Origin of the sequence: Rhodococcus phenolicus, assembly GCF_001646785.1 — a bacterium.
Classification (GTDB): domain Bacteria; phylum Actinomycetota; class Actinomycetes; order Mycobacteriales; family Mycobacteriaceae; genus Rhodococcus; species Rhodococcus phenolicus.
Genome location: NZ_LRRH01000040.1, coordinates 86,624 through 101,929 on the forward strand (window position 1 = coordinate 86,624; position 15,306 = coordinate 101,929).

Consider the following 15,306-nt stretch of genomic DNA (forward strand, 5'->3'; position numbering starts at 1 on the left):
CCTAGACTCGTGCCCGTGGCCGGCCGAATTTCTGACAGAGACATCGCGGCCATCCGCGACCGTATTCGTATCGAGGACGTCGTCGGCGACTATGTCGCCCTCAAACGCGGTGGCGCCGACTCGATGAAGGGCCTGTGCCCGTTCCACGACGAGAAGTCCCCGTCGTTCCACGTCAGGCCCAACCACGGCCATTTCCACTGCTTCGGCTGCGGGGAAGGCGGCGACGTCTATTCGTTCCTGCAGAAGATCGAGCACGTCAGCTTCGTCGAAGCGGTCGAGCAGTGCGCCGAACGTGTCGGCTACACCATCAGTTACGAGGGTGGCGGCCCGTCCGTGCAGCGCGACCGTGGCACCCGCGCGCGGCTGGTCGCGGCCAACGCCGCCGCCCAGCTCTTCTACGCCGAGCAGTTGCGCACCCCGGACGCGCAGGCCGCGCGGGAGTACCTGACCGAACGCAACTTCGACGGTGCGGCGGCGCAGATGTTCGGGTGCGGTTACGCCCCCGCCGGGTGGGACGCGCTCACCAAGCACCTGCTGTCGAAGGGTTTCGAGTTCGCCGAACTGGAGGCGGCCGGGTTGTCGAAGCAGGGGCGCCGCGGTCCCATCGACCGGTTCCATCGCCGGTTGCTGTGGCCCATCCGCAACCTCGCCGGCGACGTCATCGGATTCGGTGCCCGGCGCCTGTTCGACGACGACACGCTCGCCGCGAAGTACGTCAACACCCCGGAAACGGTGCTGTACAAGAAGTCTCAGGTGCTCTTCGGACTCGACCTCGCGAAGCGGGAGATCGCCAAGTCGCACCAGGCGGTGATCGTCGAGGGCTACACCGACGTGATGGCGATGCACCTGGCCGGTGTGAAAACCGCGGTGGCCTCGTGCGGTACCGCATTCGGCGACGAACACCTGTCGATGCTGCGGCGACTGCTCATGGACGACAGCTACTTCCGCGGCGAGATCATCTACACCTTCGACGGCGACGCTGCCGGCCAGGCCGCGGCGATGAAGGCGTTCGAAGGCGATCAGAAGACCGCGGCCAAGACGTTCGTGGCGATCGCGCCGGAGGGCATGGACCCGTGCGAGCTGCGTCAGGCCAGCGGCGACGGCGCCGTCCGCGACCTGGTGGCGCGCCGCACCCCGATGTTCGAGTTCGTCGTGCGATCGATTCTGGCCGAACACGACCTCGACACCGCGGAAGGTCGCGTGGAGGCGCTGCGCCGCTGCGTGCCCGTCGTCGCCCGGATCAAGGACCGCACGCTGCGCGACAACTACTCGGTGCAGCTCGCGCACTGGGTCGGCTGGGACGACATCCCCACCGTCCGGCGCCGCGTCCAGGAGGAAGCACGACGCGGAAGCCGTGCGCCGGAGTCGAAGACGCGCGCTGCGGCCTCGGCGCCGGATGCTCCGGCGTCGGTGCTGCGTCGCCCGCGGCCCAACGACCCTTCACTGTGGCCGCAGCGCGACGCGCTCAAGGCCGCGCTCCAGTACCCGGGGATCGCCGGCACCGTGTTCGATTCGCTGCCGGGGGAGACGTTCACCGATCCGGCCTACGCCGCGGTGCGCGAAGCGGTCGCGGCGGCCGGGGGTGCGGGTGCCGGGATGGGAGGCGCCGAATGGGTCGACGCCGTGCACCGGGCCGCCGCCGACCCGGTCGCGCATTCGCTCGTCAGCGAACTCGCCGTGGAACCGCTGCCCGCCGACGAGGAGCGCATGCCCCGCTACATCGGCGGGGTGCTGGCCCGGCTGCAGGAGGTCTGGGTGGGCGAGCAGGTCGCCGAACTCAAGTCGAAGCTGCAACGTATCTCGCCGGCCACCGAGTCCGACGAATTCCACGCTCTGCTGGGCGATCTCGTGGCGCTCGAACAGTATCGCCGCAGCCTGCTGGACCAGGCCATCGGCGACACCAGCGGTGAGGGCCTGGCCGGCTGAGCGGCTACCGCTTCAGCTGATCGCGCGGAATCAGGATCGTCGTCTGCTCGTCGATCGGTTTCATCGGCTCGAGCTTCGGCTGCGGATTGAGCGAGTCGGCGAGCTTCTGACGGCCCACCTCGATGGCCTTCTTCGTGACGGGGCTCGCCGCCACGGCCTTCGCGGTCTTGCTGATCTGTTCGTACCGGGCCCGGCCTGCTCGGGTTCCGAGCACGTACCCCGCCGCGACCCCGACCAACAATGGCAACAATGTGTCGTCCTTTCACCTGTGTCTGCGCGTCGTGTCCATCCTGCCCGATCAGGCCCCACATGCCCACATGCAGGCGATTTGGTACCGCGGAGGGTGGGAGGCTACAGTTCTTCTCGCACCGAGGGAAACCGCGGAGCACCGCAGGACAATCCCCTGTAGCTCAATTGGCAGAGCATTCGACTGTTAATCGAACGGTTGCTGGTTCGAGTCCAGCCGGGGGAGCAGAGAAGACCCCCACCCGATCATCGGGTGGGGGTCTTCTTCTATTCGGCGTACCTGTGCGTTCCCGATTCAACGCAGGACGGTGCCGCCGTCGACGTTGACGATCTGCCCATTGATCCACGAACCTTCGTCGGACATCAGGTAGGCGACCATGCCCGAGACGTCGCGGGCCTCCCCGGCCCGGGTGCTGCGGGACCTGCCGATGAGTGCTTTCAGCAGTTCGGGATCGGCGCCGGTGCGGATCTCGTCGGTGAGGATCAGCCCGGGGGCGACGGCGTTCGCCCGGATGCCCTCCCGGCCCCAGCGCGACGCGACGTGGCGTGTGAGGGCGTTGATTCCGGCCTTGGTCGCGGAGTATGCGGGTCGCTGCGGTTCGCCGGTGAACGAGGCGATCGACGACGTGTAGACGATCGCGCCGCCGCCGGCCGCGAGCAGGTGCGGGACGGTGTGCCGGGTGACGAGCATGTGGCCGCGCAGATTGACGGCGATCATGCGGTCCCAGATGGCGAGGTCGATGTCCACGACATCGGTGTCCTTCGACACCGAACCCATGTCGCCCGCGTTGACGTGCACCGCGTTCAGTTGACCGTAGGCGCCGATCGTGGCGTCGACGAGCGCTCGGACGGAGTCGTCGTCGGAGATGTCGAACTGCACGGCGATCGCGTCGCCGCCCGCCTCGCCGATCGCGGTGGCGGTCTTCTCCGCGCCGACGCCGTCCAGATCGCCCACGACCACCTTCGCGCCCTCGCGGGCGAGGCGGGCGGCCGAGTCGGCGCCCAGTCCGGTTGCAGCACCCGCAACCAGTACGACCTGGTCTTTCAATCCCTCCATCGAGAGCCCCTCGTCTGTGAAAGTCACGTTCGAAAACAATATTTGCAAAAGGAAGAATATCATTCTTAAAAGATCGACAAAGGTTCTGACGGAGTCCGAGGCACGGTTCGTATCCGCCCGCGAACCCCGGGTGACCCGGTGATCGAGCTGCCCTGTGCAGGCAGGTAGCATTCGGGGCGCGCTGCCGGAAACGGCCGTAATGGGGCGGTAGCTCAGTCGGTTAGAGCCGTGGACTCATAATCCATTGGTCGCGGGTTCGAGCCCCGCCCGCCCCACGTGTATCACCTCGGGTAGAGACCACAGCCGAGCGAGCACCGATGAGTTTCGTTCTCGCAGGAGGTCTACCCGACCATGAGGAAACTGATCTACACGTATGGCGTGTCCCTGGACGGCTACATCAACGACCGCGACGGCAGCATCGATTGGACTGATCCGGACGAGGAACTGCACCAGTTCCACAACGACAGGTTCCGCGAGCTCGAGATCTCGCTGCACGGCCGCCGGCTGTACGAGTTGATGGCTGAGTATTGGCCGCACGTGCCAGAGGACGCGTCGCGCATCGAGCATGAGTTCGCCGAACTCTGGACGGAGAAGCCCAAGATCGTCTTCTCTCGGACGCTCACCGAAGTCCATTGGAACAGCACCCTGATCAGGGAGAACGCGGTCGAGGAAGTTCGCAGGATCAAATCCGAAGGCGATGGCGTCATGGAAGTCGGGGGCGCGAACCTCGCGGCCTCGCTCATGCCGCACGGACTCATCGACGAGTATCAGCTGTTCCTCTCTCCCGTGGTGCTGGGCGGTGGCACTCCGCTCTTCCCGCCGTTGGACCACCGAATCCAGCTCCGACTGGCCGAAACGAAGCACTTCGAAACCGTGCTGATGCTGCGTTACCAGGTTGAATGAGATCCGATCGTCGAAGTCGAAGGCGGCCTGTGACCGCCTGCTGTTCGCGCCGATCGGCAGGCGCGGCGCGCCTTCAAGATGAGCGGCGCGGAAATTGTCGGACCCCTTCACTATGATTCGAACATGCTTTCGAACAGTGTCGGTGGGGAGATCGTCGAGGCGCGGCTGACCGCCCTCGACACTGCCGTTACCGGCCTGCTCGACGACAACCTGTCGGGCCTGTCCGACGACGACATCGTCGAGGTCCTGCAACGCCTGGAGACCTCGCTGCGGAAAACCTCGGTGGTCGGGCACCGGCTGGTTGTGGAATCGACCGAACGGCAGATCCCGGGTCATCTCGGCTGCCGCTCGATCAACGACTTCCTGATCGGCACGCTGCGGATCTCCGGCGCCGACGCCGCCCGCCGCGTCAAGGGCGCCAAGAAGGCCGGGGTGTGGCATGGCGCCGACGGCGGCGACATGCCCGTGGAGTTGCCGGCCACCGCCGCCGCGCAGCGTTCGGGTGCTGTCGGGCCCGATCATGTCGCCGCCGTCGCCCGCGTGATGCGCAGGGTTCCGCGCGGGGTCGGGTTCGACGAGATCACCGTCGCCGAGAAGATCCTGGCCGATGCCGCGTGCTCGGTCACCCCCGAGGAAGTCACCAAGATCGGCGCGCACCTTCTTGCATATCTCAATCCGGACGGGGACGCACCGGACGAGAAGGAACGCACACGACGGCGTGGCCTGCGGATCGGGAAACAGGGCACCGATCTGATGACGCCGATCTCCGGACTCCTCGATCCCGAAACCCGGGCGCTGCTCGAACCGGTGCTCGCGAAACTCGCCCGCCCGGGCATGAACAACCCCGACGACCCGGAATCACCGCGTGGCGATGTCGAATCCGAGAGCCTGGACCGCGACGCCCTCGCCAAGGCCGCCGCCCGCGACACCCGCACCGCGGTGCAGCGCAATCACGACGCGTTGAAAGTGGCGTTGCGGCAGGTGCTGTCCTCGGGGGTGCTCGGCAGTCACCGCGGGTTGCCGGTCACCGCGATCCTGACCATGAGCGTCACCCAACTCGAAGAAGAGACCGGTGTCGTGAGCACCGCGTCCGGCGGTTTGGTGCCGATCCGGGATGCGCTGCGGATGGCCGAAAAGGCGCATCCGGTGCTGGCGGTGTTCGATCATCGTGGTCGGCCGCTGCATCTCGGGCGCGCGAAACGACTCGCCTCGGCGGATCAGCGGCTGGCGTTGATCGCCGCGTCCGGTGGGTGTACCCGACCGGGCTGCGACGCGCCCGCCACCCTGACTGCGGTGCATCACATCACCGAATGGCGCGACGGCGGTCTCACCGACATCACCAACGAGGACCTGGCCTGCGACGCCTGCCATGCACTCGTGCACGACGGGCCCGGCGGCTGGGAAACCCGCGTCGCGGCGGCAAGCGCCGAACACCCGGGCCGCACCGAGTGGATCGCGCCCCCGCACATCGATCCGGAACAGAAACCTCGCGTCAATCACCGGCATCATCTCGGTGATCTGTTGTCGGCGGCGTTGGCGCACTACCGGGCCCGCCGCGAAACCGAGTTGCGCGAGTACCGGCGGCGATGGCTGCGGGAACCGGGCGGAGACGCGAACGACGGCGAGGCACCGTAGACGATCGCCGGTGCGTCACTTCTTGAAGCGCCCGGCGAACCCGCGCAGGGGCAGGTCGGCGCTGGTGATGATGCCGGGCGGGGCCGCGACCACGGATTTGATCGCGTTCAGTGCCGGGAGTCCGGTGACCGTCATGCCGATGGACGCGAAGTTCTGCGGGTCGGACAGGTCGAAGCCCTTGCGAGGGAAGATCATGTGCTTGCTGTAGATGTTCGGGTCGCCCGTGATTTGGGTGATGTAGCAGCCCTGGATCTTCCATGCCGGATCGGTGTGCGGCGTCATCTGCCATTCGAGGTGGGTTTCCACTCGCGGCACACCGTCGACCAGTCCCTGGTGCCTGATGTAGCTGGCGCCCAAGGACCCTTCGGGCAGGAAGTACCAGCCGAGGTCGACGTCCTTCGTGCACGCTCCGAGTTCGTAACCGAAGGTCACCTCGTCGAGTTCGAGGTCGAAGGCGTCGGCCATCAACTGGACCGAGTCGGCGAACACTGCGGTGTACTTGTAGAGAGAGTCGGGGATCGTCGGATCGTCGACCGCACGCCCGTATCCGACGGCCTTCCAGGTGTCGACCGAATGGTGGCACGAGACGTCGACCGACTCGGTGACGGTGACGTTCTCGATCTCGGACACGTCGGCGGAATGCACGATGCCGAGGATCTGTGTCAGGCCCGGGTTCATACCGGTGCCGTAGAAGGTCGAGCCGCCACGTTCGCACGCGGCCTGGATGACCTCGCTGACCCTGCGGCCGGACGGGTGCGGATGATTCCTGTCGCGGTGGTGTCCGGTGATCCAGTCGGCGGTGGTCACCACGTCGATGCCCGCCTCGAGGACCTTCTCGTAGAGGTCTTCGTCGGGGAACACGCCGTGGAAGGTGACGATGTCCGGCCGGGCAGCGATGATCTCGTCGACCGACCCGGTGGCCGTCACTCCGATGGGGTCGAGCCCGACGATCTCGCCGGCGTCCCGGCCGATCTTGTCGGATGTGTAGCAGTGCAGGCCGACGAGTTCCAGGTCGGGATGGTTCCGGATACGGCCGATCATTTCCGTGCCGAGGTTGCCCGTTGCGACCTGGAAAACCCGGACCTTCGCGGAAGCGCTCATTCTCATGGGCCTTTCTGGTTCGTGGTGGGAGGTGTCTGCCGGCGGGCACGGGGGCTCAGGAGGGGTAGAACTGCACCGCCCATTCGCGCAGTGCCCTGAATCCTTCGAATTCCTTGTGGGTCAGTGCGGGAGGATCGGAGTATCGCTGGTGTGCCCAGATGTTGATGTCGGCCTCGAACTGCTCGATGACGAAGTCCGCCATCGTTTTTCCGTATCGGGTGATCTCCGGGCCGTCGTCCCCGGGGCGGCGTCCGATCCACACCGTGAACCGGATGTCGGAGGTGTGTTCGTCGACGGGCGTCACCGCGGGCATCGTGCGGTTGTCGATCATTCCCCAGCTCTTGGTGAGAGAGCATCCGAGCCCGGCGTTGATCGATTCCACTCCGCTGTCGACCTGGTCCTCCGCCACGCCCGCGTCGAAGGCGACGGTGAAGTCCACATAGGACACGGGACCGGAGAAGTCGTGGCGGGTGAACTCGGGGACGAACGGTGTCTTGTGGACGAACTCGAAATGGGCGAAGTCCACCCCGTTCTCGAGGATGTACTGCGGATGCATCTCCAGCCCTCGCCGATACAGCGTGGCCGCGGGAACGGGTGGGTAGTAGTCGGCGGCAGTCCTGTCGTCGCCGAACGCCTCGAACATGTCGGGGACCTCGAAGTAGGGCGCTCGCCCTTCGGTGTCGTACCAGATCCACACCGCCTCGTTCCGTTCGACGACGGGATAGCTGCGGATGCGCCTCCCCTTGTTGGGACGGCTTTCGTAGGGAATGCACACGTTGCGCCCCTCGCAGTTCCACTCCCAGCCGTGGAACGGACACACGAGGTTCTCGCCTTCGACGTGGCCGCCGTATCCCAGGTGTGCGCCGAGGTGCTCGCAGTACGCGTCGAACACCGCGATCCGTCCGGACTTTGCCCGCCACGCGACCATTTCGCGCCCGAAGTACTTCATCCTGCGGACGGTGCCGACCTCGATCTCGGTGCACCAGGCGACCTGGAACCAGCCTGTCGGCTCCATGGGCAGGGGTGGTTTCGCCAATTCGGTCCTCCCGGTTCGGGTGCGGTTCCTGTCGGATGCGTGATCTCCATCTCGGAACGGAAGTGATCGTAGAACCCTCTGTGAAACAAGACAAGAGGGTTCTGTGAAAATCGATCGGTGCTGTTCAGGGCGGTAGACTCGCCGATCGTGGCGGAGACGGTGAACGGACGGCGCGCGAACAGGCGCGGTATCGAAACGCGGGACAGCATGATCAAGGCGGCCATCGCCTCGCTCGCGACCGGAGATCCCGCGGCGGTGTCCGGCAACCGGATCGCCCGCGACATCGGGGCCACCTGGGGTGTCGTTAAGTATCAGTTCGGGGATATCGACGGCCTCTGGGCTGCCGTCCTCCGCTACACCGCCGACAAGCGCGGTGACCTTCCCGCCGGAATCAGGACCGACGGAACAGTGCTCGAGCGGGTATCCGCGCTGATCGGCGCGATGGCGGTGGGCCTGCGCACCCCGGAATCGCTGGCGATCGAAACCCTCCGCGCCGCACTGCCGCGTGACCATGCCGAACTCGAGCGGGACTATCCGCTCACCGCTGCCGAATTGGCCTCGTGGAAGCCCAACTGGGACAAGGCCTGCCAACGTACCTTTGCCGGCCTCGGCCTCGACCGGGCCAAAGTGCGGCAGGTGGCCGCGCTCATCCCGGCGGCGATGCGCGGAATCACCTCGGAGCGAACCCTGGGTACCTACGGAGACCTCGACGATGCGCTCGCCGGTCTCATCGGCGGGATCGTGGCCTATCTCGAGGGATGAGCCCCTCCGGCCGGCATCGGATACCGGCCGGGCGGGACTACGTCGACCGCCAGTTGCTCAACGTGTCGTGCAGGACTTCGAGGATGCGAATCCAGCTCTGCTCGGACCCGGGCTCGCTGTGGGCGAACGCACCGTTCAGCTCCAGGCTCGCGTAGCCGTGGAAGACGCTGCCCAGCAACCGAACCGCGTGCGTCCGGTCCGGCTCGTCGATGTCGTAGCCGCGCAGGATCGCCCGCATCATGGCTGCGTGCCGGACACCGGCGCTCGCGGCGGCAATCTCCGGCCCGAGGGGCATGCGGGCGGCCGCGTACCGGCCGGGGTGCTCCCCGGCGTAGCTGCGATAGACGTTCGCGAACGCGAACAGTGCGTCCTTTCCCGCGCGACCGGCCACCGCGTCGGATGCGCGGTCGGCCATCTCCTCGAGCGCGAGCAGTGCGATGCGGGTTCGCAGATCCTGTGAGTTCCGCAGGTGGGAGTACAGGCTCGCCACCTTGACATCGAACCGTCGGGCCAGGGCCGACAAGGTCACCCCGTCGAAACCGACCTCGTCGGCCAGTTCGGCTCCTGCCTGCGTCAGTCGATCCGTGGTCAGCCCAGCTCGTGCCATGCTCTGCACCCTATTCGGTCGGGGCGATCCCATTTTGCCTAATATATATAGGCAATTTACAGTGGTGCTTAGGAAATCGGAAGGTGACATCATGACAAGCACGACCGGCCTGACCGCCACGGCGATCACCCAGGACCTCGTTCGCGGCGCCGCCGAACTCGAGCGCACAGAGCACGGACTCCTCCCGCACCGGTTGCCGGCCCGCGCCCGCCGCCAGTGCGACGACCCGCAACTGCTCATGGCCGAGTCCCAGCCGTCGGGCGTGCGGCTGGTGTTCCGGACCCGCGCGCGTGAGATCGAACTGGACACGCTGCCCACCAGGCGTACCTACATCGGTGCCCCTCCGCGCACGGCCGGTGTGTACGACCTGCTCGTCGACGGCCGGCTCGCGGGGCAGGCCGGCGCGTCGGGTGGCAACACCGTGATCGTCGACCTTGCCACCGGCAACGTCGAGAACCGCGCCGGACAGGTCAGTACCGTGTGGTTCTCCGGTCTGCCCGGTGACTCGAAGAAGGTCGAGATCTGGTTACCGCACAACGAGACGACCGAGCTCGTCGCGCTGCGCACCGACGCCCCGGTCGAACCGGTGCGTGACGAGGACCGAGCGGTATGGCTCCATCACGGCAGCTCGATCAGCCAGGGTTCCAACGCTGCCTCGCCCACCGGGATCTGGCCGGCGGTGGCCGCCGCGCGCGGGGGAGTGGACCTGGTCAACCTCGGGCTCGCGGGCAGTGCCCTCCTCGACCCGTTCACCGCCCGCACGTTGCGGGACACCCCGGCGGACCTGATCAGCGTCAAGCTCGGAATCAATCTCGTCAACTCCGACCTGATGCGACGCCGCGCGTTCGGCCCGGCGGTGCACGGCTTCCTCGACACCATCCGGGACGGGCATCCGACGACGCCGCTGTTCGTCGTCTCGCCGATCCATTGTCCGATCCACGAGGACACTCCCGGGCCCGGCGCTTTCGACACCGATGCGCTCGCCGCCGGAACGATGGCGTTCGTCGCGACCGGAAACCCGGCCGAGCGAGCCGCCGGGAAACTGACGCTCGCGACCATCCGTGACGACCTCGCCCGCATCGTCGCGCAGCGCGCCCAGGACGATCCGAACCTCTTCTACCTCGACGGGCGCGAACTGTACGGGGAGAGCGACCACACGGACCTGCCGCTGCCCGACCGCCTTCACCCCGACGCCGAAACACACCGGCTCATCGGCGAACGCTTCGCGGAACGCGTCCTCGTCGGCGACGGCGCGCCCGCGTCCCGATCGGCACGTTCCCGATAACCTCGAGCTCGTGGCATGGCTGCTGATCGTCGCCTTCGGCGTCGTAGCGACGGTTGCGCGCGTGGTCGTGCCGCGCCGAATGCGCGCTCCCACCGGAAGGTTCCCGTGGTTCTGGGTGGTCTTTCCGCTCACGTGCGGCGCGGTCGCCTGCGCGACAGCCGCATTCACGACCGTGCCCGGATTCGTGAACGGCGACGGCAGCTTCTGGTGGAATCTGTCGCTGCCGGACAACGAACCGTCGCTGCAGTTCCTGTCGAACGAACAGTACCGACGCTTCGAAACGGTGCGGTACGCGAAGCGGATCCTGCCGCTCGTCGCCGTTGCCGGCATCGTCGCGTGCGTCTGGGCATGGCGGCGCGGCCGCAGGTGAGCGGTCAGTCCGCGACGAGCCGCGCCGCGCCGTAGAGACCGGTACCGCGCTCACGTTGCCGGCCGATGACATAGCGGCCGGGCGCGATGCCCGTGGCACCGTGCTCGGGATGGATGAGGTAGGCGACACCGGTCACCTCGACGATGCCGAGCGCGAGACCACGGGGATCGGCGACCGGTCCGGTCCACGTGCAGGCACCGTCGTCCGCGACGAGCGAATGAGGGTTGCCACCGGCGGCGCTGCGCAGCAACTCGATTCCGGACGGTGGCACCGGCAGGCTGCGGGTCCACGGGTGGGAGGTCACCACGTCGGCGAGCATCGCGTGTGGGACGACGATGAGGTCGCCCTGCGCCTGCGGTCCGTGGACGATCGGGACGGAGACCTCACGATCGAGGTAGTCGAAGACGTCGATTCCGCTCCAGGCGGTGATGTCGGAGAGAGTCTGCTGAGCGTTCATGGCAATCACCTCGGATGGTTCGGGTTCGGGGAAGTCAGGTCCGGCGGACGAGCCGGGAGTAGTCGGAGCCGCTGATGCCGTACGTCCAGCCGGCGGCATCGAGGGCGGTCGGAACCCACGCGGGTACAGGCAGTCCGTAGCGCCGACGAGTACCGTCACGCTCGGACGATCCGTTGACGGCCAGCAGGATCCGGCCGGGTGCGCCCCAGCCCCCCGGACTGTCGTAGAGCTCGAGCCGGCAGCCCGGATTACCGGGATCCTCGGCACGGTCGACGAGCGTGAGCCCGGCCTCGTCGATATAGGTATCCCAGCCGATGCGCTCGATCGCACATCGGCGGATCTCGACGTTGCGTTCGCGTCCGATGCGCTCGGCACTCGGGTCGAGTACCACCCACTCCGGAACGATGGTGCCGTGATGGACGAAAACTCGTGTGTTGTCCCGGTATTCGAGTGCAGCAGCATCGCGGTGGTGAAGGCGTCGCCGTCCGTCGCTGCCATCCGGTGCGGGTTCCGTGTGCAGGGAGGACGGCCGTTCGGCCATGACGCAGACCCGCCGGAAAGCCCACCACCACCCCGTTGCCGCGGTCAGCACGGACTGGATGTCGAGCAGGTCGTTGTCGGAACGGCCGAAACCGACGAGACCGCATCGCCGGATCGTGTCGTAGTACCCGACCCGGTGTGCTTCCTGCTGCCCGTACCAGCTCACGGTACCCACGGATCGGGGAAGTGTTCGCCGGACAGCGGTAGCGACCGCGTCGAAAAGAGTGCTGCGCAACGAATTCCAAACCAGCATGCGGACGAGCTCCTCCGGGTTCGGAGAGGGCCCGTAAGGCCGCCTCGGGTCGGCGAACCGGGGTGCCGGCGGGTATCGTCGCCGGATCCGCTCATCCATCCGGCGGCGCGCGGCCGAGAGCCCGGACGCTATCCGTACAGAAGGATGCCCGTCGTCGACGGCCGAAGCGGGGGCCGGAAGTGCGAGCTCGGCGATCGATACCGCCGCCGCGGCGGGTGAGGGCACCCAGAGGAATTCAGGAGGATCGAAACCGGAACGCCGATACAACTGGCTGACTGCGCTTTCCGCGGCGCAGCGATCGGCCGGTCGGGTGCTCAGTCCGTGCGCAAGCCAATCGTCGCGCAGTTCTCGGACGTGGGAGAGCAGGTCGAGAGGGGGAGTGCCGTGAGCCCGGGAGCGGTGTTCGACCGCTGGTGTGGTCTCCACGGCGGTCACGCGATGGGGGCGGAAGCCGCCTTTCCTGTCGTCATGGTTGTCGAGGATGGCACGAATTCACCTGTCGCGCAAGAATTACACGGGAATCGGTGCGACGGTGGGGATCTCGCCGCCGAGAATGCGCCGGCGATTCTCGATCAGACGGCGCTCCCCGAGCCTCTGCAGCCAACGTTTCCCGGCCGGGACACGACCGATCACGTGATGTCTGGTCACGTTCACCGCGATACGCGCCACCGGGTACCACGGCGGACGCATCGGCACATGCAGTGCTCGTACCCCGGCGGGACCGAGCAGAGTGGTCGCGAGTGAGAGACCGCGCTCGTACTCGTAGCGGCGGCGCAGCGGGCCGAAGCCGGTCAGGTCGGAATGGAGTGGCAGGTCGATCAGCGACTTCGCGAGCACGAGACTGTGTTCGTCCGCGGCGGGCGACGACGAGCCGATCCGGTACATCATGCGCAACCCCTTCCGCTCGTCGAACGGAAGCCAGTGATCGTCGACGCCCATGAGCCATCCGACGTAGCACCACAGATGCAGGACCGCGTCGGCCTCACGACGGGTGTAGCGCACGCCCAGGACGCGCGTGTGGAGCAGGAACGTGATCGAGAACAGGCCGAGCGTCCCGGCCTGGTCGAACTGGTTGATGGGAAGACCGCGTTCGGCCGTGTCCCAATCGGTTTCGTGTTCGTGGTGATAGTTCACGAAGGCGTGCATGAGGCGGACGTGGACGGACAGGAGGAACCCGTCGCCGAAGCGTTCGAGCCCACCGTCCTCGGTGCAGCCGTACCACCATGCGCCGGTCTCGGCGATCCGCCGGAGCGTCCGGTCGCCGGTGAGTTTTCCGGATCCGGTCAGGATCGGCAGCGGGCCGGAGTTGTTGAACCCGCCGAGCAGTGAACCGTAGGCGAGTACGTCCGCGGCGTCGGTTCCGACGCGGCGCAGGGTGCGTGCTCCGAGCGCGATCTTGTCGCGGTCCACCCAGGCCGGCGTGGCCTCGAGGCGGGCGAAGTAGTCCCGTAGGGGCTGCGGCGCGTCCGGCACGGAGTCGACGCCCTGGTGGAGGGCCTGCCGGAACTGGGACATCGTGACCGTGCGGTCCTCGCGCATCGCGCGGACCAGTGCGGCACTCGGCTCGTCGCGCTCGAGCAGCGCACGCCGGAGTCGATCCGCCTCCTCTGCGCCGGCGTCGGGATTCGGCCACGCGAACGGGCGCAGAGGTGCGGTGACGCGAGCGCTGCGTTCGCGGTCGCGCATGTAGCGGGTCGGAGCATATGCCGGGATCGTCACACCGCCCACCATGCAACTGACAACTGCGGTTGTCAATACTGGAGGGGTCCAGAGTTTTCCCGCTGTGTCTGTGGGCAGGTCACCGCTGCTGCGGCGGCGTCTCGCCGGAGCCGGGAGTGCTCGACGAGCCGTCGGTGTGTCGAGCGAACCGGCCGGTCCCGCGATCGCGGACGACGTCGACGAGATCCCAGGCCGCCGGCTGTCCGGGACCCGGGCGGGAGGTGAGCGATTCGGTCGGCGCGTTCGTCGTCGACATCCTGCGGCTCGCGCCGCGAGTGGCGGACGCACGCGAAAAGGCCTGAGGCTCGCGTCCCCGAATCGCCGTGCACGGCCTGACCCCGTCCGCACCGCCGTCGTGATTGTCTGGTCGGCGTGATGACGAAGTGGGTGCGGCCCGGTGTCGAGCTTCTTGCGTGGATTGCCACGGCGGTCGGAGCGGCCGGCGTCGCACTGCATTTCAGTCCGTCGTCGGCGCGCCCACTCGTGCTCGCTGCATCGGGTGCGCAGTACCTGATGGCCGCGGCTCTCGTCGGGGCCGTCGTGTTCGTGGTCGTTCGCCGCTGGGCCGGTGTGGCGGTCGCGGGCCTCGTCGTGGCAGGAGCAGCCGCAACCCAAATGCCGCTCCACGTCGGGGGCGTGGACACGACCGGCGGCGTCGCGGTTCAGGTGATGCAGACGAACATCTTGTTCGGAGGAGCCGACCCCGCCGCCGTGGTGCGCGAGGTGCGCGAACGGGACATCGGGATACTCACCGTCGACGAGCTGTCGCCGGAGGCCGTCGAGGCATTGACCGGGGAAGGTCTCGACCGGCTGCTGCCGTACCGGTATCTCGCGCCCGCGGCCGGCGCGAACGGTACGGGAATCTGGAGCGCCTACCCGCTGTCCGACACGGTCGAACACGACGGGTTCGCGATGAACCAGCTCTCGGCGACCGCGCACGTCCCCGGCGCCGGACCGGTCACGGTGTACGCCTTCCATCCCGTCCCGCCGGTCTTCGGTACACACGTGTGGGCGGACGAGCTGTCCCGTCTGGGCGACATCCTCGGGGGTGCGCCCGCGACGCGGCCTGCGATCGTGGGCGCCGACTTCAACGCGACCTTCGACCATGCGCAGTTCCGGGCGTTGCTCACCGGACGCTTCGGTGCTGCTGCGGAGCAGGTCGGTGCCGGGAACCTGGCCACCTACCCGAGCGACCGGAAGTTCCCGCCGGTCGTCGGCATCGACCACATCCTCGTCGCGGGCGGACGCGCGACGGAGGTGACGACCGTGGACATTCCCGGCGCGGACCACCGTGCGGTGGTCGCCCGGATCCGCCTGGACGCCGAACAGGCCTAGAAACAGCGATGCCGCCCCGCTCCCGAATACCCCTCCCTGGGTGGGGTGGGAAACCGGGAGCGGGACGGCAGGAT

General features: G+C 67.4%; 16 protein-coding genes and 2 tRNA genes. 9 read left to right on the top strand and 9 right to left on the bottom strand.

The window, feature by feature from the left end:
• Positions 1–15 precede the first annotated feature (15 nt).
• Positions 16–1,926, top strand: a complete 1,911-nt coding sequence (dnaG, locus tag A8G15_RS13015; protein ID WP_068159787.1) for a DNA primase — start codon at positions 16–18, stop codon at positions 1,924–1,926.
• A 4-nt stretch (positions 1,927–1,930) separates the two neighbouring features.
• Here dnaG and A8G15_RS13020 read toward each other — a convergent pair whose 3' ends face one another.
• On the bottom strand, positions 1,931–2,176 hold the full coding sequence (locus A8G15_RS13020) for a hypothetical protein (protein WP_068159790.1): 246 nt from the start codon (positions 2,174–2,176) through the stop codon (positions 1,931–1,933).
• Between the two features lie 149 nt (positions 2,177–2,325).
• Here A8G15_RS13020 and A8G15_RS13025 point away from each other — a divergent pair.
• A tRNA-Asn gene (locus tag A8G15_RS13025) sits at positions 2,326–2,398 on the top strand.
• 69 nt (positions 2,399–2,467) lie between these two features.
• Here the strand turns inward: A8G15_RS13025 and A8G15_RS13030 are convergent.
• The gene (locus A8G15_RS13030; RefSeq protein WP_068159791.1) at positions 2,468–3,229 is read right to left on the bottom strand and encodes an SDR family NAD(P)-dependent oxidoreductase; all 762 of its coding nucleotides are present in this window, start codon (positions 3,227–3,229) and stop codon (positions 2,468–2,470) included.
• A gap of 201 nt (positions 3,230–3,430) precedes the next feature.
• Here A8G15_RS13030 and A8G15_RS13035 point away from each other — a divergent pair.
• The 3 genes from A8G15_RS13035 (at position 3,431) to A8G15_RS13045 (ending at position 5,767) form a co-directional block, all read left to right on the top strand.
• Positions 3,431–3,504 (top strand) — tRNA-Ile (locus tag A8G15_RS13035).
• A 76-nt stretch (positions 3,505–3,580) separates the two neighbouring features.
• Positions 3,581–4,132 (top strand): dihydrofolate reductase family protein, encoded by a 552-nt coding sequence (locus A8G15_RS13040; protein ID WP_068159794.1) that lies wholly within the window; start codon positions 3,581–3,583, stop codon positions 4,130–4,132.
• 123 nt (positions 4,133–4,255) lie between these two features.
• Positions 4,256–5,767: an HNH endonuclease signature motif containing protein gene (locus A8G15_RS13045; protein WP_068159797.1), complete on the top strand. Its 1,512-nt coding sequence runs from the start codon at positions 4,256–4,258 to the stop codon at positions 5,765–5,767.
• A gap of 15 nt (positions 5,768–5,782) precedes the next feature.
• Here the strand turns inward: A8G15_RS13045 and A8G15_RS13050 are convergent, their stop codons facing one another.
• Positions 5,783–6,868, bottom strand: a complete 1,086-nt coding sequence (locus A8G15_RS13050) for an NAD(P)H-dependent amine dehydrogenase family protein (protein ID WP_068159800.1) — start codon at positions 6,866–6,868, stop codon at positions 5,783–5,785.
• A 55-nt stretch (positions 6,869–6,923) separates the two neighbouring features.
• Positions 6,924–7,904, bottom strand: a complete 981-nt coding sequence (locus A8G15_RS13055; protein ID WP_082899863.1) for a Rieske 2Fe-2S domain-containing protein — start codon at positions 7,902–7,904, stop codon at positions 6,924–6,926.
• Between the two features lie 207 nt (positions 7,905–8,111).
• Here A8G15_RS13055 and A8G15_RS13060 point away from each other — a divergent pair, with 207 nt between their 5' ends.
• Positions 8,112–8,666 carry a TetR/AcrR family transcriptional regulator gene (locus A8G15_RS13060; RefSeq protein WP_245687829.1) on the top strand — a complete coding sequence of 185 codons (555 nt, stop codon included), beginning with the start codon at positions 8,112–8,114 and terminating at the stop codon, positions 8,664–8,666.
• Positions 8,667–8,703: 37 nt separating this feature from the next.
• Here the strand turns inward: A8G15_RS13060 and A8G15_RS13065 are convergent, their stop codons facing one another.
• The gene (locus tag A8G15_RS13065; protein WP_068159806.1) at positions 8,704–9,273 is read right to left on the bottom strand and encodes a TetR/AcrR family transcriptional regulator; all 570 of its coding nucleotides are present in this window, start codon (positions 9,271–9,273) and stop codon (positions 8,704–8,706) included.
• Positions 9,274–9,364: 91 nt separating this feature from the next.
• Between A8G15_RS13065 and A8G15_RS13070 the strand changes: the two genes are divergently transcribed.
• Together A8G15_RS13070 and A8G15_RS13075 are read left to right on the top strand one after the other, a co-directional pair.
• Positions 9,365–10,558 carry a GDSL-type esterase/lipase family protein gene (locus A8G15_RS13070; RefSeq protein ID WP_068159809.1) on the top strand — a complete coding sequence of 398 codons (1,194 nt, stop codon included), beginning with the start codon at positions 9,365–9,367 and terminating at the stop codon, positions 10,556–10,558.
• Between the two features lie 10 nt (positions 10,559–10,568).
• A complete protein-coding gene (locus tag A8G15_RS13075) occupies positions 10,569–10,928 on the top strand; it encodes an amino acid permease (RefSeq protein ID WP_068159811.1) in 360 nt (119 codons plus the stop codon).
• A gap of 4 nt (positions 10,929–10,932) precedes the next feature.
• On the opposite strand, the gene A8G15_RS13080 is transcribed toward A8G15_RS13075, so the two are convergent.
• The 4 genes from A8G15_RS13080 to A8G15_RS30585 form a co-directional block, all read right to left on the bottom strand.
• Positions 10,933–11,385: a hypothetical protein gene (locus A8G15_RS13080; protein ID WP_068159814.1), complete on the bottom strand. Its 453-nt coding sequence runs from the start codon at positions 11,383–11,385 to the stop codon at positions 10,933–10,935.
• Positions 11,386–11,419: 34 nt separating this feature from the next.
• Entirely contained in the window at positions 11,420–12,178 is a 759-nt protein-coding gene (locus A8G15_RS31815) for a DUF6745 domain-containing protein (RefSeq protein ID WP_245687823.1), read from the bottom strand.
• A gap of 510 nt (positions 12,179–12,688) precedes the next feature.
• Entirely contained in the window at positions 12,689–13,897 is a 1,209-nt protein-coding gene (locus A8G15_RS13090) for an oxygenase MpaB family protein (RefSeq protein WP_245687824.1), read from the bottom strand.
• Between the two features lie 79 nt (positions 13,898–13,976).
• A complete protein-coding gene (locus A8G15_RS30585; protein WP_156665368.1) occupies positions 13,977–14,153 on the bottom strand; it encodes a hypothetical protein in 177 nt (58 codons plus the stop codon).
• Positions 14,154–14,272: 119 nt separating this feature from the next.
• Here A8G15_RS30585 and A8G15_RS13095 point away from each other — a divergent pair, with 119 nt between their 5' ends.
• Positions 14,273–15,232, top strand: coding sequence for an endonuclease/exonuclease/phosphatase family protein (locus tag A8G15_RS13095; RefSeq protein ID WP_068159823.1), 960 nt, complete (start codon positions 14,273–14,275; stop codon positions 15,230–15,232).
• Positions 15,233–15,306: the final 74 nt, after the last annotated feature.

Coding starts and splice junctions, on each gene's coding strand:
- A8G15_RS13070 (WP_068159809.1), top strand. CDS start 9,365: ATGACAAGCACGACCGGCCTGACCGCCACGGCGATCACCCAGGACCTC.
- A8G15_RS13030 (WP_068159791.1), bottom strand. CDS start 3,229: ATGGAGGGATTGAAAGACCAGGTCGTACTGGTTGCGGGTGCTGCAACC.
- A8G15_RS31815 (WP_245687823.1), bottom strand. CDS start 12,178: ATGCTGGTTTGGAATTCGTTGCGCAGCACTCTTTTCGACGCGGTCGCT.
- A8G15_RS30585 (WP_156665368.1), bottom strand. CDS start 14,153: ATGTCGACGACGAACGCGCCGACCGAATCGCTCACCTCCCGCCCGGGT.
- A8G15_RS13040 (WP_068159794.1), top strand. CDS start 3,581: ATGAGGAAACTGATCTACACGTATGGCGTGTCCCTGGACGGCTACATC.
- A8G15_RS13065 (WP_068159806.1), bottom strand. CDS start 9,273: ATGGCACGAGCTGGGCTGACCACGGATCGACTGACGCAGGCAGGAGCC.
- A8G15_RS13095 (WP_068159823.1), top strand. CDS start 14,273: ATGACGAAGTGGGTGCGGCCCGGTGTCGAGCTTCTTGCGTGGATTGCC.
- A8G15_RS13060 (WP_245687829.1), top strand. CDS start 8,112: ATGATCAAGGCGGCCATCGCCTCGCTCGCGACCGGAGATCCCGCGGCG.
- A8G15_RS13045 (WP_068159797.1), top strand. CDS start 4,256: ATGCTTTCGAACAGTGTCGGTGGGGAGATCGTCGAGGCGCGGCTGACC.
- A8G15_RS13080 (WP_068159814.1), bottom strand. CDS start 11,385: ATGAACGCTCAGCAGACTCTCTCCGACATCACCGCCTGGAGCGGAATC.
- A8G15_RS13050 (WP_068159800.1), bottom strand. CDS start 6,868: ATGAGCGCTTCCGCGAAGGTCCGGGTTTTCCAGGTCGCAACGGGCAAC.